This window comes from Aquisphaera insulae, assembly GCF_011064615.1.
Taxonomy (GTDB): Bacteria; Planctomycetota; Planctomycetia; order Isosphaerales; family Isosphaeraceae; genus Aquisphaera; species Aquisphaera insulae.
The window spans coordinates 15,558-39,130 of the sequence record NZ_JAALJH010000069.1 but is presented as its reverse complement, the minus strand read 5'-3'; the positions used below and the strand labels follow the sequence as shown (position 1 = coordinate 39,130).

Genomic DNA, 23,573 nt, shown 5'->3' with positions numbered 1-23,573 from the left:
CCATGGAACCGTTCCACTACCGCGATCGCCAGCTCTATTGCGAGGATGTCCCCGTGGCCGACCTGGCCGCGCGGTTCGGGACGCCGCTGTACGTCTACAGCGAGGCGTCGATCCTCGGCACGCTCAAGTCGCTGCAAACGGCGTTCGCGGAGCTCGATCCGCTGATCTGCTACTCGGTGAAGGCGAACTCGAACCTGGGCATCCTGAAGGTGATGGCCGGGCACGGCAGCGGGTTCGACGTGGTCTCCCAGGGAGAGCTCTACCGCGTCGGACTTGCCGGGGGCGCGGGGTCGAAGACGGTCTTCGCGGGGGTCGGCAAGACGGATGAGGAGATCGCGGCCGGGCTGGATGCCGGCGTCCTGATGTTCAACGTGGAGAGCGAGGCCGAGATGGAGGCCATCGCCCGCGTGGCGGCGTCGAGGGGCCAGGTCGCGCCAATCGCCCTGCGGGTCAATCCGGATGTGGACCCGAAGACGCACCGGTACATCTCGACGGGCAAGAAGCAGTCCAAGTTCGGGATGGACATCGAGCGGGCGCTGCGGGCGGGGCGTGCGGCGGTCGGGAATCCCGGCCTGAAGATGATCGGCATCCACATGCACATCGGCTCCCAGATCACCACGGTGGAGCCCTACGCCGGCGCCGTGGCCAAGGGGGTGGAGGTGATCCGCCAGTTGCGCGAGATGGGGCATCCGATCGGGTGGTACAACATGGGCGGAGGATACGGGATCGCCTACAAGGGCAAGGAGGCGCGGCCGATCCCGGAGTTCGCCTCGGTGATCGTGCCGAGCGTGAAGGCGGCGGGATGCCGGCTGGCGATCGAGCCGGGGCGGGTGATCGCCGGGAACGCGGGCATCCTGGTCAGTCGTGTGGTATATACCAAGCAGTCCGGGGACAAGCGGTTCCTGATCCAGGACGCCGCCATGAATGATCTGATCCGGCCCGCGCTCTACGAGTCGTTCCACCGGATCTGGCCGGTGGAGGTGCCCGCGGGGCTCCCCGCGCCGCCGGAGGACTACGAGTCCGAGATCGCCGGGACGGAGGCGTGGGACGTCGTGGGGCCGATCTGCGAGAGCGGCGACTTCCTGGCCAAGGACCGCTCGCTCCCCTCGCTCGGCGCCGGGGACCTGATCGCCGTCTTCTCCGCGGGGGCCTACGGGATGGTCATGGCCTCGAACTACAACACTCGCCCTCGCGCCGCGGAGATCCTCGTCGCGGGCGAGACGGCTCGGCTGGTCCGCCGCCGAGAGACCTACGAGGACCTGGTCCGACAGGAAGTCGGCATCTGAACCCGAACCCACCCGGGGACCCGAGACCTTCACGAGATCGGACCTGTTCCATGCGTGGTAACCTCCAGAACTCCCCGGGTCGACCGGGCCGAGGGCTCCCCGAAGGACGCCACTCGGCGCCAGGGCGACGCCGCCCGCGATCGGCCGCGCCGCTCCTCTTGCTCGCGATCCTGGCCCCGGCCGCGGCGGTCCTGTCCGTCGCGCCGGCGGCCCCGGCCCAGCCGCCGGGGCCGGAGCTCTTCGCCATGGATCCGAGGAATCCCCGGGAGCTCTGGGCGGCGGTCGACTACCTGGTCGAGACCGGCCAGGCGGCCAAGGCCGTCCCCTACCTGGAGCGATTCAGCAAGGCCGAGGTCAGCGACGAAGTCCTGGCGGAGATTCGCGAGAAGTACGGGATCCGGTCCATCCTCCGCCTGGCCGACGATCGGTCGACGGCGAGATTCGCCGAGCCGCTGGTGAATCGCTTCTCCGAGGCGTCCTACCGGCACGCCTTGCAGCCGGACCGGGTCGCCGCGCTGGCGGCGGAGCTGACCGGGACGCCCCTGGAGCAGAACTACGCCGTCGCCGGGCTCCGCGAGGCGGGCCCGTACGCGGTGCCGGCGATCCTGGAGGCCATGACGAAGCCCGGCGTCTCGCCGGAGGCCCACGCCCTCTACCTCAAGAACCTCAGCCGGCTCGACCGATCGACCGTCCCCGCGCTCCTGGCCGCGGTCGATGCGGCGGAGCCGTCGGTGGCCGCGGATGCCGCCGAGGCCATCGGCAAGCTCGGCGAGCCCACGGCGGTCCCGTTCCTGACCTATGCCGCGGCCGCGGCGGACACCCCGCCGCCCGTCAAGGAAGCCGCCCGGGCCGCCATCGCCCGCCTGACCGGGAAGCCGTTCGAGGCTCAGCCCGTCGCCCCGACCCGGGTCCTGACCGAGGCCGCCTGGCGATACCACCGCCACCAGGTGGAATTCCCCGGCGATCCGGTGATGGTCTGGGGGTGGGACGGGGGCCGCAAGGTCCCGGCACCGCGGGCGATGAAGGCGACCGACGCCGAGCGTACCTTCGGCCTCAAGCTCGCGGGCCAGGCGGCGCGACTGGATCCCAATGACCTGGACGCGAAGGTCGTGAACCAGAGCCTCACGCTCGAGGCCGCCGTCGCGCGGGCCGGGTTCAACGACTTCCCGGGCAAGGAGCAGCCGGTCTTCGACGCCGCCGTGAAGCAAGGCCCGGCCGTCCTGGAGGAGGTCCTCCGGAAGGCGACGGCCGATCGCAAGGACGACCTCGCCGGGGCCGCGGCGATGGCGCTGGCCCGGAACGTCCAGCCCGGCGACCTTGCCCGGAACGGCCGGCCGCATCCGCTCGTCGATGCCCTGGTGGCACCCGGTCGCCGGACCCAGCTCGCGGCCGCCCGGGCGATCGTGGGCATGGAACCGCGTGGGCCGTTCCCCGGCTCCAGCCGACTGGTCCCGGTCCTCACGCGGTTCATCTCCGCCGAGCCCCCGCCCCGGGCCGTCGTGATCGACACCAACCCGAACCGCGGCAGCCAGGTCGCCGGCGCGCTCCGCGGCCTCGGCTATGAGGTCTCCCTCGGCCTCGATGGGAGCGAGGGCTTCCTGGCCGCCGTCGAGGCGGCCGACACGGAGCTGGTCTTCGTCGCCCATGCCCTGGAGGGCAACCACACCTGGACGCTGACGGACGTGCTCACCAACCTGAAGCGCGACGCCCGCACTGCCAACCTGCCCGTTTACATCTACGGGCCGCTCCACCTGGACGTCGAGCGTCCCTCGCTGCCGCAGAACTTCCCGGGCGTGAAGTTCATCGTCCAGCCCGTGAGCTCGGCCATCTTGGAGCAGCTCCTGAAAGGTCGGCCCTCTCGACTGACGCCCGAGGATCGCTCCCGCTACACGGTCGAGGCCGCGGCGCTGCTGGCGAAGCTGGCGGGCCGGCCGGACGGCCCCTTCGCCGCCGACCTGGCGACCGCCGGGCCCCCGTTGATCTTCGCCCTGGGCGTGCCGGCCACGAGCGAGTCCGCCGCCGCGGCCCTGGCGGATGTCCCCACCACGGCCGCCCAGCGGAGCCTCGCCGATGCCGCCATCGACGTGGCCCGGCCCCCGGCGCTTCGCTCGAAGGCCGCGGGCTCGCTGGCCCACAGCATCGCCCGCTTCGGCCCGCTCGTCTCCGGCGACCAGGAGATCCAGCTCGCCGCCGACGCGACCGCCGAGCCGGACGCCGCGACCCGCGAGGCGATCGCCTCCGCCGTATCGGCCCTCCGCGCCCGGGCCGCGGGCAACACCAGGACGAAGGCCAAAGCCCCCGCGCCGGATCCCCGGCTCCCCGCACGCTGAACTGAACCAGACCATGCCCATCGACAGCCGAACCAGCTACGGTGCCTCGACGCTCGGCGCCCTGTCCGCCGCGGGCGCCTCGGCCGCCGCGCCGCACCAGCATCCCTCCATGGGGCTGCCCGGGGTGCTCGGCGAGAGCCCCGCCATGCGCGACGTCTTCCGCACCACGCGCCAGGTCGCGCCGTCGCGGGCCTGCGTCCTGATCGTCGGCGAGACGGGCACCGGCAAGGAGCTGATCGCCAGGGCGATCCACGACCTCAGCCCCAGGTCCACCGGCCCCTACATCCGCGTCAACTGCGGCGCGCTCACGGAGAGCCTGCTGGAGAGCGAGCTCTTCGGCCACGTGAAGGGATCCTTCACGGGGGCCGTGGACAACCGCACGGGCCGGTTCGAGGCCGCGCACACCGGCTCCATCTTCCTCGACGAGGTCAATTCGACCTCCCCCAAGCTCCAGGTGAAGCTGCTCCGCGTCCTCCAGGAAGGTGAGTTCGAGCGCGTCGGCGACAACAACACCAAGAAGGTGGACACCCGGATTGTCGCCGCCACCAATCGCGACCTGCTGGACGAGATCGACTCCGGACGGTTCCGCGAGGACCTCTATTACCGGCTCAACGTCGTGCCGATCTATCTCCCGCCGCTCCGCGAGCGGCGGGACGACATCGAGCCGCTGGTCCTCTTCTTCCTCAAGCGGTACGGCGAGCAGAACCGCCGCGAGATGCGGAAGGTCCACCCCGAGGCCATGCGCCGGCTCCGGGAGCACGACTGGCCCGGGAACGTCCGCGAGCTCCAGAACTACGTCGAGCGGTCCGTGATCCTGGGGAACGGCCCGGAGCTCCTCGTCGAGTTCCTGCCGCCCCAGCTCCGCGGCGAGGCCCCGCCGCGGCCGATCCGCCATCGCGGCGGGGGGGCGGATTTCGGCTCGCTGTCGGTCGAGCTCGTCCGCCAGGGCATCCGCGCCGCCGGCCCGAACGCCAACGACCTGCACGACCGGATCGTCGGCCAGGTCGAGCGCGAGCTGATCCAGCAGGTCCTCCAGACCTGCGACCGGGTCCAGATCAAGGCGGCCGCGCGGCTCGGGATCAACCGGAATACCCTCCACAAGAAGCTCTCCGAGTACCGGATCGACGAGAACGCCCCCGGGGGTTCCGCCCGCAATGGCGACGGACCCGGCGAGCCCGGCGACGGCTCGCGTGCCGACGACCCCCTCCCCGACGACGAGTGAGCGAGCCCCACACGCCATGAAAGCCGTCCTCAAGACCTCCGCCGCCCCGGCCGCGGTCCCGCCCGGGATCGAGGTCGACCGCCTCCATCAGGGCGATTGCCTGAAGCTCCTCCCCGCGGTGGCGACGGGCTCGATCGACCTGGTCTTCGCCGACCCGCCCTTCAACATCGGCTACGAGTACGACGTCTACGACGACCGCCGCGGCGACGAGGCGTACCTCGACTGGACGAAGGAATGGGGCAGGGAAGTCGTCCGCGTCCTCAAGCCCGACGGCACCTTCTGGCTGGCGATCGGCGACGAGTACGCGGCCGAGATGAAGGTCATGTTCCACCGCGAGCTCGGCCTGTCGGTCCGGAGCTGGGTCATCTGGTACTACACCTTCGGCGTCCACTGCACGCGGAAGTTCGCGCGCAGTCATGCTCATTTGTTTCACTTCGTCAAGAACCCGGATCGGTTCACGTTCAACGACACCGAGATCCGCGTCCCCTCGGCGCGGCAGCTCGTCTACCTGGACAGCCGGGCCAATCCCGCCGGCCGGCTGCCGGACGACACGTGGATCCTCCGCCCGCAGGACGTCCCCGACGGCTTCTCGCCCGAGGGAGATACCTGGTACGTCCCCCGCGTCTGCGGCACCTTCAAGGAGCGCGCCGGCTGGCACGGTTGCCAGATGCCGGAGCAGCTCCTGGGGCGGATCCTCCGCTCCTGCTCCAACCCCGGCGAGGTCGTCCTCGATCCCTTCGGCGGCAGCGGCACCACGCTGACCGTCGCCAAGAAGCTCGACCGCCGCTTCCTCGGCTTCGAGCTCTCCGAGGACTACGCCGCCGCCATCAACGCCCGGCTCGACGCCACGCGGATCGGCCAGCCCCTCGAAGGCGGAGCCGACCCGATGGTCGGCGGCAAGGGGCGGGGGAGCAAGGCGAGGGGGTAGCACTTGGCCTAGAAACCAACCGGGCGACGCAGGACCGCCTGGTCCAAGGGCGAGGAGATCATCGAGGGACTTCGCGGTCTCTCCGAGGTGTTTCGGAGCAGTGAGCCGCTCGAGGCCCATTTCCGCTACACTGGTCGGCAAAGGAGGCCACCCATGCCCGAATCCCAGCCGCCCGTCGCCACGGTCCGGCCCGTCGATCCGAGCGAGGCGACGGGGAAGGTCGCGGAGATCTTTGAGGACATCAAGCGGACCAAGAACATCGACTTCGTCCCGCGGTTCTGGCAGGTCATCGCCTCCAACCCGACGCAGCTCGAGGTGGTTTGGACCAGCCTCAAGACGATCATGCATCCCGAGGCCGTCGGCCGGACGCCCCGGCTGGACGCCGTCACGCGCGAGATCATCGCCGTGGCCGTCTCCGCCACCAACGGCTGCAACTACTGCGTGAACTCGCACACCACGGCCCTCAAGAAGCTGGGCCTCGACGCCGAGGCCATCGGCGAGATGATGGCGGTCGTCGGCCTGTTCAACATGACCAATGCCATGGCCAATGGATATCAGATCGAGCCGGATGTGCGGCCGAAATGGGATTGATCTGCCGAATCGATCAGCCGTGTCGCCGCGGTCATCGCGTGGCCCGACCGCGCCTCCTCCGCGGGGATGCACCGTTCGCGCCGCCCCGCGAGGCGAAGCCTCAGGTGACTTGTCACCGACGCGCCGGATAGACTGCTGGTGGGCGCGGGCGATCGGCGCCGCGACGGTCTTCGCCTGATAGTCATGAGGAGATGGGTGACGTGCGACGCGCGATCCTGGCATTCCTGTCCCTCGCGGCGACGCACTGGCCAGGGACCCTGGCCGGTGCGGCCGACGAGTCCCTGGCGGACCGCTTCCGCGCGATCTGCGACGCGGTGCAGGCCCATCACGTCGAGGCGCCGACGCGGCAACAGATGCTCCATGCCGGGATCGTCGCCATGTACCGCGCGGTCAGGGTGCCGACGCCGAACGGGCTCGGCCGGGAGATTTCCGAGCGCACCACGTACGATCAGTTCTCCGGGCTGCTGGAGATGGTCCGGCCGAAGCCGGGCGGGAGGGCCACGACCGAGGCGGCCCTGGACCGGGCGTTCCTGGAGGGCGTCTCCGCGAGCGTGCCCGGCGGGCTCACGATCATGGAGGCGAAGGAGAGCAAGGTCGCCGCGCAGCTCGCCGGCAATCGCTACGTCGGCATTCAGATCGCGGTGACCATGGACGAGGCGTCCAAGCGGCCCAGGGTGACGGGCCTCCTCGAGGGGGGCCCGGCCCAGCGCGCGGGGATGAAGGAAGGGGACGTGATCGAAGCCGTCGATGGCGACGCCCTCGACGGGCTGACGCTCGGCGAGTACATCGACAAGCTCCGCGGTGACGAAGGGACGCCCGTGACCGTCGCCGTCCGCCGGACGGGCGAGAAGGAGCCCCGGACCTTCCGGATGAACCGCGAGGCGATGCGCCACGCCACGATTTCCGGCCCCGCGGGTCCGAAGGGCTTCCGATCGGAGGCGGCGGAAGCCGCCCCCGGCGCCGCCCGTCCGGGCAGCTTCCGGATCGCAGGTGCGGGGCCCATCGGTTATCTCAAGATCGAGGCGATCCTCGCGAGCACCGCGCGCGAGGTGCGAGAGGCCGCCGCGAAGATGGAGGCCGAAGGGCTCCGGGCCGTGGTGATCGACCTCCGCCAGATGCCTCGGGGCCGGGGCTCGTCCGAGACCCATCCGGCCGTGCTCCTGGCCGACGAGCTCCTGGACGGCGGGACGATCGGCCGGCTCCGGCTCGCCAATCGCGAGGTGACCTATCGGGCCGAGCCGGGTTCGTTGTTCCCGGGCTGGCCCATGGCCCTCCTCGTCGATCGGGCGACCTCGGAACACGCCGAGTGGATCGCCGCCGCACTGAAGGCGAACAGGCGGGCCACGATCGTCGGCACCGTCACCGCCGGCCTGGGCGCCTCGCGATCGACCGTCCCCATCGGCCAGGGGGGCCGCACGGCGAGCCTCGTGACCGGCCTGCTGGAATCGCCGGACGGCCTCCCCATCGGCGACATCGCCCCCGCCGTCACGGCCTCCATGGCGTCCGCCGACGAGCCGCTCGATTCGCCGACTCAGGACGCTCGACCCGGCGTGACCCCCGATGTCGCCATCGCCCCGGCGCAGCACTCCGTCGCCGGATCCGGGCCCGGTGCTCGGGCCGAGGATTCGTCCCTGAAGGCGGCTCTCGAGGTGCTTGGCAGGGCGCTCCAGCGGCCCGATACCGCGGTGCGAGACGGGAAGGCGAAGGTCCCCGCGGCCGGCGGGAGGGATTCCGGATGACCATCCCCGGCCGGAGGCTCCCGTTGGCCCTGGGGCTCGTCCTGGCGGGAATCGCGGTCGCGCCGGTCGGGGCGGCCGCGGAGCCGCCCGCCACCGGCGGTAACGAGCTGGCGAGTCGGATCCGCCGGCCGATCGCCCTCGCGCTCTCGGGCGGCGGGACGACGCTCCTGGTCGCGAACGAGAGGTCGGGCACGATCAGCGTGATCGATGTCCCGGCCGGGAAGCGAATCGTGGAGCACCAGGTCGCCCGGGCCCTGAGCGACCTGATTCCGCTCCCGGACGGCGTTCATTACGCCGCGATCGACCCGGAGGCCGGCGAGATCCTGCTCCTCGAGCATCGGCCCGGGGGGCTCGACGTGAAGGCGCGACTGGGCCTCGGCCCGGATCCGGTCCGGATCGCGATCCTGCCCGGCGGGAGGGCCTGTGCGGTCGCTTCTCGCTGGGGCCGGCGGCTCATGATCGTGGACATCGAGCCGGCCGCGGGCGCACGGGCCCTGCGCCTCCGCCGCTCGATCGACATCCCCTTCTCGCCCCGCGAGGTCCTCCCGCTGCGCGAGGGGAATGCGGTCCTCGTGGCCGATGCGTTCGGTGGCAAGCTCGCGATCATCGACCCGCTCGAGGGCGCGATCACATCCGTCCGGCAGATCCCCGGCCACAACCTCCGGGGGCTGACGGTCGCGGACGGCGGGGCGACGGTGATCCTGGCCCGCCAGGTGTCCAGCCGGCTCGCGACCTCGAGCTTCGACGATGTCCACTGGGGAGACCTGATGAAGAACCAGGTCCTCTCCCTCCGGTCGGACGCGATCCTCGACTCCGCGGCGGATCCTCTGCGGGGGTCGTCGTGGAGGGACCTCGACGAGGTGGGCCATGCCGCGGCAGATCCCGAGGACCTCGCCGTCGACTCGAAGGGGCGGATCGTCGTCGCGCTCGCCGGGGTTGGGGAGGTCGCCATCCTCGGCGATCGTCCCGCGCCGGTGGTCCGCATCCCGGCCGGGACCCGCCCGTCCACGGTCGCCCTCGGCCCGAAGGGTGATCTCGCCTTCGTCGCCGACGTCGAGGAGGACGCCGTGATGGTCGTGCCCCCGGGTGGCGGCGAGGTACGCGTCATCTCCCTCGGCCCTCGCCCGGAGCCGACGGCCGTCGAACGCGGGGAGCGTTTCTTCACCTCGGCCGGGCTGTCGCACCACGGCTGGATGAGCTGCCGGAGCTGCCACGCGGATGGGCACACCGGCGGCTTCTCGGTCGATACCTTCGGCGACGGTTCCTACGGAGCCCCGAAGCTCGTCCCGTCCCTGCTCGGGGCCGGATCGACCGGACCCTGGGGCTGGCTCGGCAACTTCAGGACGCTCGAGGACCAGATCCGCGCCTCGGTCGAGACGACGATGCGCGGCAAGCCCCCGGATGCTCGGGAGGTTGCCGACCTGGCCGCCTACGTGCGGTCGCTCCGCCCTCCGCCCCCCCTGGCCGTCGCGAGCGAGGCCTCGGGCCGTGGCACCCTCGTCTTCCGCTCGAAGAAATGCGCGACCTGCCACGCCGGGCTGGCCCTGACGACAGACGGCGTGAAGGACGTCGGATTCCTCGACGATGCCGGCAACCGCGAGTTCAATCCGCCCTCACTCCGAGGCATAGGCCAGCGGACGCGGTTCCTCCACGATGGCCGCGCCAGCTCCCTCGAGGCCGTCTTCTCCGAGCACAAGCACCCGCCCGGCGTGGGCCTCACGGACCTCGAACTGTGTGACCTCCTCGCCTACCTGCGAACTCTCTGATAGGGAGACTCGCGAGGCATAAGCCGCGACGGAGATATTCTCAGGTTTCTGGCACTTCGTCGTGATCTCGTAAGAGACGTCTCTGTCCATTCTTCGTGGATAACACCGCACCAGACTTCCGGGAAGCCCTTGAAATCTGGATTGCCCCGTTCAGCCTCCAGCTCTGGGGCATGGCGGCGCCGTGGGACAGAAGGGAGCGTCTCGGAGCGGGCCGCCGGTCGAGGGTGGAGGCAAGCCGGGAGAACCACTGGCAGGGGGGGAGAGTCAGTGGAGAGGATGTCACGAGGGACGGCTTCGCTCGGAGTGTCGGGCAGGCTGGTAACCGCCATCGTCCCGGTCGGGCCGGACCACATCCACGCCCTACATGCGAGCCGAGGCTTTTATGTCCGATGACGAGTACCCGACATGCGCCCGGACCTACGCGACGCTCCGAATCTATCCGGGGGAGATCGACCCGGCCGCGATCACCGATCGCCTCGAGATCGAGCCGTCGAGCTGGCAACGCCGTGGTGAGCTCGCTCAGCGGGCCGGTCGGCCGCCGAATGTCGCGACCATCAACGGCTGGTTTCTGGAGTCGCAGGGTCAGGTCGAATCGCGAGATTCTCGTCGCCACATCGATTGGCTCCTCGACCGCTTGGTGCCCAGAGCCGAGGCGATCCGATCTCTGCAGGAGAAGGGCTGCCGGATGGATATCTCCTGCTACTGGTGTTCCCGGAGTGGGCACGGGGGGCCGACCATCCCGCCGTCCCAGATGAGGAGGCTGGCCGAACTCAACATCGAACTATGGTTCGACTTTTACGGCCCGTACGAAGAGGAGTCGTAGCGAATCAGGGTAAGGAGTCGTTCCTCGAGGTGATGCCCGCTGATAGCTTCCGACAGAAGCCAAGGACGGCTCGCTCGTAGGTGGCCGAGGCGGAGTCATAGAGGTTGTTGTGGTGGGCGTCGGGGAAGACGATCAGCTCGCCATGGCCGTCGACGGCGCGCAGGAACGCGCGGGCCTCGGCGGGGGTCGCCAGGGTGTCGAGCGCGCCCGCGAGGAGCAGGACGGGGATGCTGGCGGGGACGCCGCGGACGGCGGACAGCGGGGAGATGCGATCGAGCTCGGGGACGAAGAGAGGGCCGACCGCGCGCATCCCGGCATAGGCGAGCGGGGCGAGTATCGACGGTAGGTAGGTGTGCGTCCGATTCCAGACGGCGGTCTTCAGGTCGGAGAAGGGGCTCTCGAGGATGTAGCCGGAGACACGCCGGTCCAGCTCACCGGAGGCGAATGCCGCGGCGGCCGAGCCGAGGGAGGTGCCCAGGATGACGATCGGCCGGCCGGGGCGACGTCGTTCGAGGTACTCGACGGCGGCGATCACGTCGCGGCGGGCGCTCAGGCCGAAGTCGTTGATCTCCCCGGAGGAATCGCCGTGGGCGCGGAGCGTGATCATCAGCACGGCGAGCCCGTCGGCCGCGAGGAACGCCGCGCGCTTCAGGCTCTTGCCGCGGTTCCCCTTGTTCCCGTGGATCACGACCACCGAGGCCGAGGCCGGCTCGCGGCCGTCCACGAACCAGGCGCCGATGTCCTGGCCGTCGCTCGTCCCGAGGCGAAGGCCCTCGATCGTCCCCCAGGGCGCGGAGGGGGCCGGCTCGTCGAGGCGAGCGTGCCAGCGCCGCGTCAGGCGATAGGCCACCAGGCATGAGACGGCCATCCACAATGCCAGGACGATCAGCGCGGCGGCGGCCCCGCGAGCGAGCCGCCGCCGATGCCGCCGGCGCGGCTCGCTCGCCGGGGCCGAGACGGCGACCGTCACTGCGCGTGGCTCGCGTGGGCCTCGAGCTTGGCGGTCAGCTCCTCGACCTTGGCGGAGAGCTTCGTGAGCTCGTCCTTGCTCGCCAGCGGCATGGCGCCGACGACCTTCTGGACGGCCACGTTGATCCGGGATTCGAGGTCCTGGCGGGCGGTCTCGGACTGCTTCATCAGGTGGTCGACGAACTCGCGGCCCTCGCCCTCGGAGAGCTTCGCCTGCGAGGCGAGCTCCTCGCCGAGCTCCTGGACCTTGTCCTTGGTCATGAGGGCGAGGCCGACTCCCGTGTACAGCGTCTTCTTGATGAGATCGATCATCGTCGGTTGCTCCTTCCGAGGGAGAGGGTTGTCACCATCCGTCATTATACGCGGGCCGGGCGGGGACCTCACGGGGGAGTGCCGGCGAGACTCGCGAGGATCATCGACGACATCCGCGACGGGTCGCGGACCTGTTCGCCAGCCATCCATTCGTCCGCCCGGCGGACTTCCTCGGCGCCGGCCTCGCCGCCGAGCAGCTCGCCCAGGCGGCGGCGGGCGACGGCGGCGCAGAGCCGCATGTCCACGGCCTCGAAGGCGGGGACGGCCCGCCGCAACGACGCGATCGCCGCGTCCCGGTCGTCCCGGAGCGCGGCGACGCCCCCCGTGATCATCAGGGCGAAGGCGGTGGGGCAGGGCATCCGCTCGCGGGAGAGGCGGCGGGCGTCGCGGTGGGCCACGGCCAGGAGCTCGCGGGCCCGCGACGGGGCGGGTTGCAGGAGCCCGGCGGCGGCGGCGATCGCGGCACGGCCGCGGAGGAACCGCATCGAGGTCCGGATGAACTGCACGCGGAGCAGCATCGAGCCCTCGAGCGCCGGCCACGACGCCCGCAGCCGCTCCCACGCGGCCATGCCGTCGCCGCGGTAGAGGTCGATCTGGGCCGCCGCCCAGAGGGCATCGTTGTGCTGGACGTGGTAGCCGCGACGGGACCACCGGGCCGAGGTCTCCTCGAGTCCGGCCTGCGCGGCGGCCGGCTCGTCGTCGGTGAGCTTCACGATCGACATCAGGTACGACGACAGGTTCATCGCGGCGTACAGGTCGCCGCGGTCGCGGGCACGCTCCAGCAGGATCGGCCAGCGCCGGGACAGCTCGCCGAGGGCCCCCTGGTGGCTGAGCCCCCAGAGGGAGAATGCGTTGGCCGTGTTGATCTCCCAGGCCACGCCCGTGCAGCGGTCGCGGAGGATCGCCTCGGCCTCATCGCACCGGCGTTGGGCCTCGGTCCAGCGGCCCTCGAGATAGGCGGCCACGCCACGCGCCATGGTCGCCATGCCCAGGGCGTGGGGCGAATCGACGCGGCGGCTGAGGGCCTCGGCGGTGGCCAGGAGCCGCTCCGTCGCACGGCGATGCGAGCCACCCATCGACGCCGAGTGGGCGGCCTCCATGGAGAGCGCCCGGGCGATCCGCGAGGGCTCCCCCGAGTCGAGCGCCAGGAGCAGCCCGCGTGCCTGGAAGTCCGCCCCGCGGATCGTGTCGACGACGCTGAGGCCCACGCCGGCCGACCAGAAGACGTCGATCCGGGCGAGCTCAGCCGGGGGCACCCTGTCCGCGGGGCGTTCGTCGAAGCTCAGGCCGCGCAGCCAGAGGCGGAAGCGGCTCCGGAGGAGCGAGAGGAGCGCCCGCCGGGGGCTGTCCGGCAGCGACACGCCGATGGCGGCGAGGACCGCCCGGAGGGCCTCCGTCCCCTCGTCGATGTGCCCGCTGACGAGGAGCTGCATCGCCGCCCGGCGCTGGAGGTCCAGCGCCTCCGAGGGCATGGCGCCCGGCACGGCCTCGAGGTAGGCGCGGGCCGCCTCCTCGCCGCGGCCCGCGTTGGCCAGGGCGTCGCCCAGCGCGGCCCGCAGCCGCCAGCCGCTCGTGGACGCGTCCGGGGTCAGGTTCAGCGCCCGCCGGTAGAGGGCCGAGGCCCGCTCGAAGGCGAGGGCCGCCGCGGCCTGGTCGGCGGCCCGGGCGAAGTGACCGAGGGCCCGCTCCGGCAGCCCGGCGCCGAGGAAATGTTCGCCCAGCACCTCCGGATCGGTCCGCCCGGACGCCTCGAGGACGAACGCAAGGCTGCGGTGGAGTTCCCTCGTGGCGTCCGCGCCGATCCGGGCGACGACCGTCTCCCGGATTCGGTCGTGGTAGGTCTCCACCTCGTCCGTCTCCGCGCGGCCCGTGCTGCGGATGAATCGCCCGGCGCGAAGCAGGGCCAGCGAGACGCGCTCATCTTCCGCCTGGTCGACGCAGCGGCCGAGCTCCGCGACCCGGAGCGGCCGACCGGCCAGGGCGACCAGCTCGAGGATCCGCCGGGCCTCCGCCGGCAGCCGCCTGATCCGCGTCCAGAGGACATTGTCGAGGGCCAGGCCGCTCGAGGTCGTCGGGCTCGGGGGCAGGGAGGCCTCGGCCCGGGGCCGGCTCTCGGCCCCGGCGGGGCCCTCCGGTGCGGCGGCCTCGTCGGTTACCGCGTGTCGCGCCAGCTCCGCCACGAAGAACGGATTGCCCCGGGATTCCTCGGCGATCGCCTCGACCACGCGGTCTCGCACCTCCGCGTCCGCCGGGGCCGATTCGCCCAGGAGCGCACGCGCCAGCGAGCGGGCCTCGTCCGGCCCCAGCGGATCCACGGCCAGCTCGCGACCGTCGAGCCGGGAGGACGCATCCGGCCCCGCCGCGCCAAAGATCCCGCCGAGCAGGCCCGCCTGGGCGAGGGCCCGGAGGAGCGGGCTCCGCTCGCGATCCTCGCGCCGGTAGGTCGCCAGCAAGAGCAGCCGCGGGGCGTCGGGGGGGCGGAGGAGCTCGGCCAGCAGCGCGGCGCTGTCCGCGTCGCCCCATTGAAGGTCGTCGATCGCGAGGATGAGGGGGTGTCGGTCGCCGATCCGGGCCAGCAGCTCGCGGAGCGCCCGGAAGGCACGCCGCCGCAGCTCCTGCGGATCGGGCGTCTCGAAGCCGGCACGGGGCGCCTCCTCCACGGCCGGCACCCTCCGCAGGCCGGGGAAGACCCGGGCGAGCGAGCCGATGTCGCGCGGCAGCAGGGCCGCCACCTCCGCCGGGCCGAGGCGGCCGAGATACCGACCGAGCGCGTCGATGGCGCTGTCGAACGCCTTGTAGGGGACCGACTCCCGCTCGTAGCAACGCCCGGAGAGGACCACGGCCTCGCCGCGATCGGTCACGCCGTCGAGGAAGCTCTGGAGCAGCGCCGACTTCCCCGATCCCGATGAACCGTGCAGGAACACGGCGACCGGCAGGCCGCGGGAGCGATCCTCGAACGCCGAGGCGAGCGCGCGGAGGTGCCTCTCTCGGCCCACGAGGGAGACCGCCGACGCGCTCGGCGGGTTCGCGGAGGGATCTGCGACGTCGCGCCCCGCCTGGCTCGACGCGTCGGCCGGGTCCGGCCCTCGGAGCCGGCGGAGGATCTCCGAGACGGTCGGCCGCTCCTCCGGATTCCGCCGCAGGAGGGACGTGCAGAGTGTGTCGAGGTCGGAGGGGACGCCCGGCGCGACGGTCCCGGGGGGCTTCGGCTCGAGGCGCTGCTTGTCCATGAGGACCTGGAGCATGCTCCCCCGGAACGGGAGTTGGCCGGTCAGGGCCTCGTAGAGCATCACGCCCACGCTGTACCAGTCGCTCGCCGCCGAGACCGCCCCGCCGGCGGCCTGCTCCGGGGCCATGTACGCGGCCGTGCCGACCAGGTGCTCCTCCGTGCTCCGGTGCCGGCCGTCTTCTTCCTGCTCGGCGGCCAGGCCGAAGTCCAGGAGGACCACCCGGCCTCGCTCCGTCACCATCACGTTCGACGGCTTGATGTCCCGGTGCAGCTTGCCCGCGGCATGGAGGGCGGCGACCCCCGCGGCGAGCTGCCGCAGCGCCTCGCGGAGTCGACGCTCCCGCGCGGCCAGATCGGGCTCGGCCCGGACGTGGCGGAGGAAATCCGACCCGTCCAGGAGCTCCATCGTCAGCACCCAGCTCCGGCCGTCGCAGATCAGCTCGTACAGGTTGACGAGGTTGGGATGGACGACGTCGAGCAGGGTGCGGAACTCGCGCTTGAAGCGGAGCAGGGCGACGGCCCCCGCGCGATTCATGGTCTTGAGCGCGACAAGCCGGCGGGCCCTGCGATCGTAGGCGCGGAAGACGGTCCCCATGCCTCCGCTGCCGAGGACGCCGTGGATGTCGAAACCCTCGACCCGCGGCCAGCCCGGCTCCGGGGCCGGTTCCGTGGGCGCGGGCTTCGGCGGCGGGGCCGGCGACGGGACTTCGGCCGTCGCCAACAACGGCGATGCGGCGTCCCGTGCCCCGTCGATCGTGCTGATCGGATCGACCCCGGCCGCATCGTTGGGGGCGATCGACGGGGAAGTCAGATCGATCGCGAAGGAACCGCCGTCGCGGAGGGCCTCGTGGATCTCGAACTGGGCGCGGAGGGACTCGGCGTGGTCGGGGAAGCGCCTCAGGTATTCATCGAGCTGGGGAGACTCGCCGTCCTCCTCGCGGAGGACGACCTCGCCGTAGACCAGGTCGAGCAGCTCCGTGCTGCCGATGCGATCGATCCCGACGCACTCCAGGAATGCCTCCACGGGCACCCGATCCCCGTGCCGCCAGCGGTCGCGGTGCACGTCGCCGGCCGCCCGGACGAGTGCCGCCGGCACCAATCGGGTGTCGTCGGGAAGGCTCATGCTCTCAGTTTGCGGTGAAAGGGCCGCGGGATGCTAGTCGAGTCCCAGCTCCTCGGCCACGCGATCGACGGCGCGGGCGAGGCGCTTGCGGATCGCCTCCGGGCTGGCGCCGCGCTCGGCCGCGATCTCGGCCCACTCGCGGCCCTCCTGCCGCTGCTCGAAGAGGTCGAGCTCGTCGGGGAGGAGTCGCCGCCGGGCCGCGTCGAGCAGGTCGCGCGCGGCGACCTCGCGGCTGGGCGAGGGAACCCGGCCCGGGATCGCGTCGATGCCCGGTCCGGCGGACGAGTCGCCCGGATCGTCCCCCCCGACGGCCTCGATCCGGCGGAAGTCGCGGCGCTGGGCGCGCTGGCCCTTGACCGCGCCGGCCAGCTTGTTCCGGGTCATCGTCGCCAGCAGCTTGAGCAATTGCTCGGGCGATTCGAGGTGATACTGCCCCATCGCCGCACGGACGAAGAAGCTGGCGAGCACCGACTGGCAGATGTCCATCGAGTCGAGCAGCCGATTCAGCCGCGTGTCCACCAGCCGCACCCGGGCGGCGCGGCGGATGGCCGGCTCATAGCGGCGGACCAGCTCCGCCGCCGCGACCTGGTCGCCCTCGCGGACCCGGCGGATCAGGGACTCGAAACTCTCGGTCGGCGCTTCGGTTCCAGTCATGGCAGGTGCACCTCTGGTCGAGCCTCCGGGCAGCCGTGAGAGAGGCCGCCATCGCGGCCATGGCTCCGAATCTGCCCTAGCATACGTCCGGTCCATCCCGTCGTGTCACGTTTCCCAGGTGGATCGCATTCGAGCGGGCTCAGCCTCCACGCGGTGCTCGGCCGCGTCGTGGATTCTCGCGTGATGGATGGGTGTTGGGTCTTGGATGCACGCTGTCGGTCGGGATGCCTCGGCGAGCTCCCGGAGCAGGGCGAGCCGAACCGCCTCGGGACCCTGCTCCCGACAAAGTTCCAGCCACCTGGGTTCGGCCCACTCGCGGAGGATCCGGCGCCGGGCGTCCGGGTCCGAGATCCGGGCGAGGGCCAGCGGACGGAGGTCGGCAAGGACGGCGGCCAGGCCGGCCGCGGCGGGGCCGAGGGCCTGGACCGCCCGGTCGCGGAGCGCGGCGGCCAGGGCGGGGCTGGCCCCCGAGGTCGACACGGTCAGCGCGAGCGGGCCGCCGATCCACGAGGCAGGCACGACGAAATCCCCCGCGTCGGGATCGCTCGCCGAGCAGACCAGGATCCCCCGGGCCTTCGCGTCGGCCGCGACCAGGCGATTCACCTCCGGTGAGGCGGCGGCGATCGCCAGGAAGGCATCGCGCAGATGCTCGTCTCGGTAGGGCTCCGCGACCACCTCGACCCCGGCCAGTTCTTCGGCAATCGTCCGCGATGCGACCGGGTCCACCCCAACGACCCGGGCCCCCGCGGCCCGCAGGCCCGCCGCCTTGCGCCGGCCGACCGCGCCCAGGCCCACGACGACGGCGGTCCGGCCCTCCAGCTTCAGCTCGATCGTGTAGCCGGGCATGAGGGGCGTCTCCTGGCCGAGCCCGGTCGCCTCGGCCTCGCCTCGCGCGGGCCGGGTCGCGTCCGGTGTCCATACAGGCTATGATATCCGGATGATTTCGCGGAGACGAACCGCCCGGGAGTCGTGCCATGAGCGTGGCCAGCCAGACCAGGCCGCAGACGAAGATGTACACCCCCGAAGACCTGCTCGACCACCCTGATGGAGACCATTACGAGTTGGTGGACGGTCAGTTCGTGGAGAAAACCATGTCGATGCTCACAGGGGGCATTGAATCCCTCTTGATCTTCCTTCTGGTCCATTTTTGCAGAGAGCACGACCTGGGTTCAGTTCTCACCGCGAGTTGCGGATTTCAGTGCTTTCCGCGGGATCCGAATCGGGTACGTCGGCCCGACGTCTCCTTCATCCGCAAGGCCCGGATCACCGCCGACGTCTCACCGGATGGTTTCGCGAAGATCCCGCCGGACCTGGCCGTCGAGGTGGTCTCGCCGCGGGATCTCGCCTCGGATCTCGACGAGAAGCTGGACGACTACCGCAGCGCGAGCATTCCTCTGATCTGGGTCATCTATCCGGTGACGCGAAAGGGCTGGATCTACCGGGCCGATGGCTCGGTGAGCCTGATACGGGAGGATGGGGAACTCTCTGGCGAGGATGTGCTCCCCGGCTTCCGATGTCCGCTCCGCTCCATCTTGCCTGCCGTCTCGGAGAGGAAGCTGCCTGTCGAGCCTGAGTCCGACAACGGCGCGGGGAAGCCCGGCGGGTCCAGGAGTCGAAGCAAGCGCCGGAAGCCCTGAGCCCGCGAGACCGGGAATGTCCCCGTCACTCGCCGACTCGTCCCGGGCCTCGTTTCCGGCTAAAATGGCGGGATAACTTCGCGAAGAGGAAACCGGGCCGGGAGCCGTCCATGAGCGTGGCCAGCCAGACCAGGACCAAGCGATACACCCCCGAGGATCTCCTGCGCCTGCCGGACGGGAAGCGGTATGAACTCGTCGATGGAAAGCTGGTGAAGCGGGCCATGGGGTCGGAATCAAGCCTGATCGAGGGCACCTTGTACTTCCTGCTCCGCGCGTATTGCCAGGCCGGGGGGCTGGGTTTGGTCTGGCCTGGAACGAATGGCTTCCAGTGCTTCCCCCACGTCCCTGGACGCGTTCGCGTTCCCGACGTCTCTTTTGTCCGCAAGGGGCGGCTACCGGGCGATCTGGCTCCCAGTGGTTTCGTGCGAATTCCCCCGGACCTGGCCGTCGAGGTCGTCTCGCCGCGAGACCGGGCTTCGGAACTCGAGGATAAGCTCGTAGACTACCGGAAGGTGGCCATCCCGTTGATCTGGGTCATCTACCCGAATTCGCGTACGGCGATCGTCTACCGCATCGATGGGACGGCGACCTTCCTGGGCGAGGACGACGAGCTCTCCGGCGAGGACGTGATCCCGGGTTTCCGGTGCAAGCTCCGCGAGATCCTCCAGGCCCCCGCGGAGGTCGAATCGCCCGCGACCGCCGAGGCCGGCAACGGCAAGCGGAAGCCCGGCGAGGTGAAGGCGAAAACCAGCCGGCGAAAGTCGTCGTAGAGCGAGGCGTACGAAACCGGGAGAGGGATCGCATCCGGCGGCGAATGACGCCTCGCCGGCGATCCCTCCAGAGGCGCGACGGCGGCGCCGCAGGCAGAACACCGAACGATGGATTGATGGACCAGGGAGTCGACCACGTTGTCCTTACTCGTGCAGAAATTCGGCGGGACCAGCGTCGCGGATTCGAACAAGATCCTGGCGGCGGCGCGGCGGGCCATCCAGGCGCACCAGCGCGGCAATCAGGTGCTGGTCGTCGTCTCCGCCCGCGGCCACACGACCGATGAGCTGATCGCGCTGGCCAAGGAGATCACCGACAAACCACCCGCCCGTGAGATGGACATGCTCCTCTCCACCGGCGAGCAGGTCAGCGTCGCCCTGATGGCCATGGCCATCGAGAGCCTCGGGGTGCCGGCGATCAGCTTCACCGGGGCGCAGATCGGCCTGGTGACGGACAGCTACTACACCAAGGCCCGGATCAAGAACATCTCGAGCGACCGCATGGCCCAGGCGCTCGCCGACGGCAAGATCGTCATCGTCGCCGGGTTCCAGGGCGTGGACGAGAACTACAACATCACCACGCTCGGCCGCGGCGGATCCGACACCACGGCCGTGGCGCTCGCCGCCGTGCTCGGCGCCGGGGCCTGCGAGATCTACACCGACGTGGACGGCGTGTACACCACGGACCCGCGGATCGTCCCGGAGGCCGGCAAGATCGCCCGGATCAGCTACGACGAGATGCTCGAGCTCGCCAGCCTGGGCGCCGGGGTCATGCACTCGCGGTCGATCGAGTTCGCCAAGAAGTACGGCGTGCCGATCCACGTCCGCAGCAGCTTCTCGGACGCGCCCGGGACCTGGATCGTGGGCGAGGACGACGCCCGCCGGCTGGGCGTGGCCGTGACCGGCGCGGCGCTCGCCAAGGACGAGGCGCGGATCACGATCCTGGGCGTCCCCGATCGCCCCGGCGTGGTGCACTCGATCTTCCACAAGATCGCGAAGGCCAACCTGGTCGTCGACATGATCGTCCAGAACGTGGCCACCGCGGGCGAGGCCGAGGTGAGCTTCACCGTCGCCAAGGGGGACCTCGCGGAGACGCTGGTCGCCGCCGAGGCCGCCGCGAAGTCCGTCGGCGCGAGGGGCGTGACGCACGACGCGGGCGTCTCCAAGGTCTCGGTGATCGGGCTCGGGATGCGGACCCACACGGGCGTCGCCACGGCCATGTTCCGGGCGATCGCCGACGCGGGCATCAACATCCAGATGATCACCACCAGCGAGATCAAGATCAGCGTCCTGGTGGAACGGGGCGCGGCCGTCGCCGCCCTCCGCGCCGTGCACAAGGAGTTCCGCCTCGAGGAGGTCCACGCCTTCCCCCAGGCCGAGTTCAAACCCGAGACGTCCACCACCCGCGCCATGACCCTCGTCCCGCTCGTCGAGGTCGACACCAACGGGAATGGGAATGGTAACGGCAACGGAGGCAACCACGGCCCCCGCGAGCAGGGGATGGAAGACCTGGTCGTCGCGGGCGTCGAGCTCGACGAGACTCAGGGGCGGATCACCCTCTTCGACGTCCCCGACCGGCCGGGATATTCCGCCCGGATCTTCGCCGCGATCGCCGAGGCCGGCGTGTTCGTCGACATGATCGTCCAGAACGTCAGCGAGGACGGAAAGACCAACCTGTCCTTCACCGTCCCTCGCGAGGCCGTCGCCCGGGCGGAGGCCGCCGTCCGACCCATCGCCGGAGGCCAGGTCGCCATCGAGCCGTCCCTGGCCAAGCTCTCCGTGGTCGGCGTCGGCATGCGGACCCACACGGGCGTCGCCACCCGCATGTTCGGCGCCCTGGCGGAGCGGACCATCAACATCAACCTGATCAACACCAGCGAGATCCGCGTCAACGTCGGCACCGGCATCGACACGGGGCAGGCCGCCCTCGACTGCCTCCGACAGGCGTTCGACCTGAAGGGGTGAGCCACAGATGAAGATGGGGAAGGCGAATTGAGCCACAGATAAAGAGGGGAAATACGAATTTAGCCACAGATGAACACGGATGAACACGGATAAGATGTGAAGGGAAGGGAAGGGAAGGGAAGGGAAGGGAGAGGGAGAGGGAGAGGGAGGGGGAGGGGGCAAGAGGCAGGGTGCGAGTTTGGGGATGGGGAGATTCGGAGAGGAAAGGGGGTAAGGGTGTGTCTGAGAGCATGGATCGGATTCAGCTTGCGGATGAGTCGGACTGGAACAGGTTGACGGAGGCGGTGATCGGGGCGGCGTTTCGGGTCCTGAATGGGATGGGGACGGGCTTCCTGGAGAAGATCTACGAGAATGCGCTGGCGATCGAGCTGAGGGATCGGGGTGTTCCCTTCGAGCAGCAGAAGCCGATCCCCGTTCTCTACAAGGGCATCGTTGTGGGTGATTTCGTCGCCGACCTGGTCATCGCCGGCACCGTGATCGTCGAGCTGAAGTGCACCAAGGAGCATCACGAGGTCTTCGAGGCCCAGTGCCTGAACTACCTGAAAGCCACCGGCCTCCCCCTCTGCCTCCTCCTGAACTTCGGCAAACCCCAACTCACCATCCACCGCCTCCGAAGCCCCTACTTCAAGGATCAAACCACCATATAACTAATATCTCTCTCTTATCAGTGTTTATCGGTGTTTATCTGTGGCTAAATTCGTATTTCCCCTCTTTATCTGTGGCTAAATTCGCCCTTCGTCTTCCATCCGTGGCTGAATTCGCCCTTCGTCTTCCGTCTTCATCCGTGGCTATTTCCTAGAAAGAGTGATCCGTGGCAAGAGACAAGATCGTCCTGGCATACAGCGGCGGCCTCGACACGTCGGTGGCCGTCAAGTGGATCGATGAGACTTACAACATGGACGTGATCGCCTACACCTGCGATCTCGGCCAGGGGCAGGACATCCAGGCGATCCGCGACAAGGCGTTGCGCACCGGCGCGATCGACGCCGTGGCCGAGGATGCGCGGAACCTGTTCATCGACTACTTCTGCTGGCCTTCGCTGATGGCCGGCGCCCTGTACGAGGGGAAGTACCCGCTGGCGACGGCCCTGGGCCGCCCCTTGATCGCGCAGCTCATGGTGCGGGTCGCCCGCGAGCACGGGGCGGTCGCGGTGGCCCACGGCTGCACCGGCAAGGGGAACGACCAGGTCCGCTTCGACGTGACCTTCCAGACCCTCGCGCCCGACCTGAAGATCGTGGCCCCGGTGCGGGAGTGGAAGTGGACGCGGACGCAGGAGCTCGAGTTCGCCGCCAAGCACGGCATCGAGGTCGAGGCGACGAAGAAATCGATCTACAGCACCGATCAGAACCTCTGGGGTCGGTCGATCGAGGCCGGGATCCTCGAGGACCCCTGGGTCGAGCCGCCGTCGGACGCCTTCCAGTGGACCACGGACCCGAGGCTCGCCCCCGACGAGCCGGAGGAGGTGGAGATCACCTTCGACCGCGGCCGGCCGTGCGCGATCGACGGCAAGGAGATGGACGGCATCGAGCTGATCGACGCGGCCAACAAGCTCGCCGGCAGGCACGGCGTGGGCCGGATCGACCACATCGAGAACCGCCTGGTCGGGATCAAGTCGCGGGAGATCTACGAGGCCCCCGCCGCCGTCCTGCTCCACGACGCCCACCGCGAGCTCGAGTTCCTGACCCTGTCCAAGGAGTCGCTCCGGTTCAAGGCGAGCGTCAGCCAGGCGTATGCCGACCTGATCTACAACGGCCTCTGGTTCAGCCAGCTCCACCAGGACCTGATGGCGTTCACCGTCTCCAACCAGCAGTATGTCTCGGGTACGGTGCGGATGAAGCTCTACAAGGGCTCGGCGATGGTCGTCGGCCGCAAGAGCGAGAACAGCCTGTACCGGCATGAGCTGGCGACGTACGAGGAAGGCGACCAGTACGACAGCACCGCGGCGATGGGCTTCATCAAGATCCACGGCCTCGGCCAGACCACCCAGGCCAAGCACCAGCTCCTGAAGGGGGGCTCGGGCCCCCGCCTGGAGCTCCCCAGCATCATCCCGCCGGACAGCCCGAAGGGTTCCTGACGTCACGACGCAAGTCCGGACGCCGTCGCCCATCATCCATGACGGCGTCCGGCCGTTTGACGGGCCGGGAAGATTCTGATAAATTGGCCATTTCGCCCTTGCGAAGGCGTGCCGTTTCGATCCGCGCGAGGCGGTGGGGAAGGGTAGAGGAGCAACGA

The 23,573-nt window shown here is 70.2% G+C and carries 18 protein-coding genes; 13 read left to right on the top strand and 5 right to left on the bottom strand.

Translation table 11 applies throughout. The annotated features are described in order from the left end of the window. Window positions 1-2 precede the first annotated feature (2 nt). From lysA to G6O54_RS27155, 8 genes are all read left to right on the top strand, one after another. A complete protein-coding gene (gene lysA / locus G6O54_RS27190) occupies window positions 3-1,286 on the top strand; it encodes a diaminopimelate decarboxylase (RefSeq protein WP_165230452.1) in 1,284 nt (427 codons plus the stop codon). A 50-nt stretch (window positions 1,287-1,336) separates the two neighbouring features. Then, window positions 1,337-3,616 (top strand): HEAT repeat domain-containing protein, encoded by a 2,280-nt coding sequence (locus tag G6O54_RS27185; RefSeq protein WP_165230448.1) that lies wholly within the window; start codon window positions 1,337-1,339, stop codon window positions 3,614-3,616. A gap of 145 nt (window positions 3,617-3,761) precedes the next feature. After that, complete coding sequence (locus G6O54_RS27180; RefSeq protein WP_439650280.1) at window positions 3,762-4,838, top strand: sigma-54 interaction domain-containing protein; 1,077 nt, start codon at window positions 3,762-3,764, stop codon at window positions 4,836-4,838. Between the two features lie 16 nt (window positions 4,839-4,854). After that, window positions 4,855-5,766 (top strand): DNA-methyltransferase, encoded by a 912-nt coding sequence (locus G6O54_RS27175; RefSeq protein ID WP_165230445.1) that lies wholly within the window; start codon window positions 4,855-4,857, stop codon window positions 5,764-5,766. 153 nt (window positions 5,767-5,919) lie between these two features. After that, a complete protein-coding gene (locus G6O54_RS27170) occupies window positions 5,920-6,357 on the top strand; it encodes a carboxymuconolactone decarboxylase family protein (RefSeq protein ID WP_165230442.1) in 438 nt (145 codons plus the stop codon). A gap of 200 nt (window positions 6,358-6,557) precedes the next feature. After that, window positions 6,558-8,096, top strand: coding sequence for a S41 family peptidase (locus G6O54_RS27165; protein WP_165230439.1), 1,539 nt, complete (start codon window positions 6,558-6,560; stop codon window positions 8,094-8,096). Further along, window positions 8,093-9,862, top strand: coding sequence for a cytochrome c peroxidase (locus G6O54_RS27160; RefSeq protein WP_165230437.1), 1,770 nt, complete (start codon window positions 8,093-8,095; stop codon window positions 9,860-9,862). The genes G6O54_RS27165 and G6O54_RS27160 overlap by 4 nt, the downstream gene beginning before the upstream one ends. A 382-nt stretch (window positions 9,863-10,244) precedes the next feature. Next, window positions 10,245-10,685 carry a DUF4279 domain-containing protein gene (locus G6O54_RS27155; RefSeq protein WP_165230435.1) on the top strand — a complete coding sequence of 147 codons (441 nt, stop codon included), beginning with the start codon at window positions 10,245-10,247 and terminating at the stop codon, window positions 10,683-10,685. A 4-nt stretch (window positions 10,686-10,689) separates the two neighbouring features. Here G6O54_RS27155 and G6O54_RS27150 read toward each other — a convergent pair whose 3' ends face one another. From G6O54_RS27150 to G6O54_RS27130, 5 genes are all read right to left on the bottom strand, one after another. After that, complete coding sequence (locus G6O54_RS27150; RefSeq protein ID WP_165230432.1) at window positions 10,690-11,655, bottom strand: alpha/beta hydrolase; 966 nt, start codon at window positions 11,653-11,655, stop codon at window positions 10,690-10,692. Beyond that, the gene (locus tag G6O54_RS27145; protein ID WP_165230429.1) at window positions 11,652-11,966 is read right to left on the bottom strand and encodes a phasin family protein; all 315 of its coding nucleotides are present in this window, start codon (window positions 11,964-11,966) and stop codon (window positions 11,652-11,654) included. Before G6O54_RS27145 ends, G6O54_RS27150 begins: the two co-directional genes overlap by 4 nt. Before the next feature lie 68 nt (window positions 11,967-12,034). Further along, entirely contained in the window at window positions 12,035-16,318 is a 4,284-nt protein-coding gene (locus G6O54_RS27140) for a serine/threonine-protein kinase (protein ID WP_165230426.1), read from the bottom strand. Between the two features lie 33 nt (window positions 16,319-16,351). Further along, window positions 16,352-16,972, bottom strand: a complete 621-nt coding sequence (locus G6O54_RS27135) for an RNA polymerase sigma factor (protein WP_165230423.1) — start codon at window positions 16,970-16,972, stop codon at window positions 16,352-16,354. A gap of 105 nt (window positions 16,973-17,077) precedes the next feature. Next, the gene (locus tag G6O54_RS27130; protein ID WP_165230420.1) at window positions 17,078-17,818 is read right to left on the bottom strand and encodes a precorrin-2 dehydrogenase/sirohydrochlorin ferrochelatase family protein; all 741 of its coding nucleotides are present in this window, start codon (window positions 17,816-17,818) and stop codon (window positions 17,078-17,080) included. Between the two features lie 128 nt (window positions 17,819-17,946). Here G6O54_RS27130 and G6O54_RS27125 point away from each other — a divergent pair, with 128 nt between their 5' ends. From G6O54_RS27125 to G6O54_RS27105, 5 genes are all read left to right on the top strand, one after another. Further along, on the top strand, window positions 17,947-18,609 hold the full coding sequence (locus G6O54_RS27125; protein ID WP_165230417.1) for a Uma2 family endonuclease: 663 nt from the start codon (window positions 17,947-17,949) through the stop codon (window positions 18,607-18,609). 110 nt (window positions 18,610-18,719) lie between these two features. Next, window positions 18,720-19,379 (top strand): Uma2 family endonuclease, encoded by a 660-nt coding sequence (locus G6O54_RS27120; RefSeq protein ID WP_165230414.1) that lies wholly within the window; start codon window positions 18,720-18,722, stop codon window positions 19,377-19,379. 138 nt (window positions 19,380-19,517) lie between these two features. Next, window positions 19,518-21,341: an aspartate kinase gene (locus G6O54_RS27115; protein WP_165230411.1), complete on the top strand. Its 1,824-nt coding sequence runs from the start codon at window positions 19,518-19,520 to the stop codon at window positions 21,339-21,341. 230 nt (window positions 21,342-21,571) lie between these two features. Then, on the top strand, window positions 21,572-21,988 hold the full coding sequence (locus G6O54_RS27110; RefSeq protein WP_165230408.1) for a GxxExxY protein: 417 nt from the start codon (window positions 21,572-21,574) through the stop codon (window positions 21,986-21,988). A gap of 164 nt (window positions 21,989-22,152) precedes the next feature. Continuing rightward, window positions 22,153-23,415, top strand: coding sequence for an argininosuccinate synthase (locus tag G6O54_RS27105; RefSeq protein ID WP_165230405.1), 1,263 nt, complete (start codon window positions 22,153-22,155; stop codon window positions 23,413-23,415). The last annotated feature ends 158 nt before the right edge of the window (window positions 23,416-23,573 follow it).